This window comes from Sphingopyxis sp. (assembly GCF_041916015.1).
In the GTDB taxonomy this organism is placed as follows: domain Bacteria; phylum Pseudomonadota; class Alphaproteobacteria; order Sphingomonadales; family Sphingomonadaceae; genus Sphingopyxis.
The window spans coordinates 1-1741 of record NZ_JAYSAH010000069.1; the positions used below are offsets into that span (position 1 = coordinate 1).

Annotated in this window: 3 protein-coding genes; 2 read left to right on the top strand and 1 reads right to left on the bottom strand. The window is 63.2% G+C overall.

Annotation, left to right across the window (positions count from 1 at the left end):
- Nucleotides 1-27: 27 nt before the first annotated feature.
- Nucleotides 28-234 carry a 30S ribosomal protein S21 gene (gene rpsU / locus ACE3SL_RS10075; protein ID WP_003047635.1) on the bottom strand — a complete coding sequence of 69 codons (207 nt, stop codon included), beginning with the start codon at nucleotides 232-234 and terminating at the stop codon, nucleotides 28-30.
- Between the two features lie 269 nt (nucleotides 235-503).
- Between rpsU and ACE3SL_RS10080 the strand changes: the two genes are divergently transcribed.
- Together ACE3SL_RS10080 and ACE3SL_RS10085 are read left to right on the top strand one after the other, a co-directional pair.
- Nucleotides 504-1268 carry a class II aldolase/adducin family protein gene (locus ACE3SL_RS10080; RefSeq protein WP_374525603.1) on the top strand — a complete coding sequence of 255 codons (765 nt, stop codon included), beginning with the start codon at nucleotides 504-506 and terminating at the stop codon, nucleotides 1266-1268.
- Nucleotides 1269-1295: 27 nt separating this feature from the next.
- The coding region (locus ACE3SL_RS10085) for a (2Fe-2S)-binding protein (RefSeq protein ID WP_374525604.1) at nucleotides 1296-1741 on the top strand (446 nt) is incomplete at its 3' end.

The following is a 1741-nucleotide window of genomic DNA, read 5'->3' on the forward strand; positions in this document are numbered from 1 at the left end:
AATCAGGATCCCGAACGGGAAACGGTCTTACTTGATACCGTCGCGCTCCATCCGCTTGCGCTCCATCTTGCGGGCGCGGCGGACAGCGGCGGCACGCTCGCGCGCGCGCTTTTCGCTGGGCTTTTCGTAGTGACGACGCAGCTTCATTTCGCGATACACGCCCTCACGCTGCAGCTTCTTCTTGAGCGCGCGAAGGGCCTGGTCGACATTGTTGTCGCGAACGATGATCTGCATACGCCGTGTCGTCTCCTGTTCGTCAAAACGGTCAGGCACCGGATGCTCCGGTTGGCCGAAAACCGCCGATATTCGGGCAATAAAAAGAGCGCCGCGAAAGCGCGACGTTCCGATGCTGCGCCAACTAAAGGGATTCGCGCCGAAATGCAAGCCCCCGCGCGACGGGGCGCTCACAGCCTCCGCCGAAACCCTTGCGGCGGGATTGTGCCGCCCCCTCGCCCTGTGGCATAGGTAGCAGGACGAAACCGATACAGGAAGAGGATCAGGCCATGGCGACCCAGCTCAAGCGCAACAGCAAATATAGCGAAGCCGAGTGGACGGCGCGGCAGGAACTCGCCGCCTGCTACCGCATCTTCGCGATGATGGGCTGGGACGAGATGATCTTCAACCATATCACGGTGAAGATTCCCGACGAGGACGGCAGCTACCTCATCAACCCCTATGGCATGCATTTCAGCGAGGTCACCGCCTCGACCCTGATCAAGATCGACATTGATGGCAACAAGGTCGATGCGGACAATCCCTGGCACGTCAACAAGGCGGGTTTCGTCCAGCACAGCCTGTTCCACCGCACCCTGCCCGACGCGCACGCGATCATCCACACCCACACGACCGCGACGATGGCGGTCTGCGCCCTCGAGGGCGGATTGCAGCCGACGAATTTCTATGCCTGCAACTATATGGGCCAGCTCGCCTATCATGATTTCGAGGGCATTACGGTGCGCGAGGAAGAAGGCGAGCGGCTGCTGGAGAATCTCGGCGACAAGCGCATCCTGATGCTGCGGAACCACGGCCCGGTCGTCATGGGCCGGACGCTGCCCGAGGCCTTCATCAAATATTGGGTGCTCCAGCGCGCCTGCGAGATCCAGCTCGCGACGATGAGCATGGGCAAGCCGATCCTGATCGGCGACGATGTGGTCAAGGTCCACCAGCGCGACCTGTATCAGGCACAAATCCCCGGCGGCGCCGGCAAGGCCGAGTTCGAGGCGATGGTGCGCAAGGTCGACAAGATCGACACAAGCTGGCGTGACTAATCGCGCCGGGCCGCTACTAGAGGCCTTATGACGCGATTCTCGGTCAACGACCGCCCGGTCGAATATCGCATGGACCCCGAAACGCCCCTGCTGTGGGCGCTGCGCGATGCGTCGAACCTGACCGGCACCAAATATGGCTGCGGCACCGGCGACTGCGGCGCCTGCACCGTCGATATCGACGGTGAAGCGATTCGCAGCTGTATGGTCACCATCGCCGAGTGCGAGGGCCGCTTCGTCACCACGATCGAGGGGCTGACCCGCGACCGCAGCCACCCGGTGCAGCAGGCGTGGGTCGCCGAACAGGTGCCGCAATGCGGTTTCTGCCAGTCGGGGATGATCATGGCCGCGGCCGCGCTGCTCCGCAAGAACAGCAACCCCAGCGATGCCGAGATCGATGCGGCGATGACGAACATCTGCCGCTGCGGCACCTATCCGCGCATCCGCGGCGCGATCCGCCGCGCGGGCCGCGTGCT

Coding starts and splice junctions, on each gene's coding strand:
- rpsU (WP_003047635.1), bottom strand. CDS start 234: ATGCAGATCATCGTTCGCGACAACAATGTCGACCAGGCCCTTCGCGCG.
- ACE3SL_RS10080 (WP_374525603.1), top strand. CDS start 504: ATGGCGACCCAGCTCAAGCGCAACAGCAAATATAGCGAAGCCGAGTGG.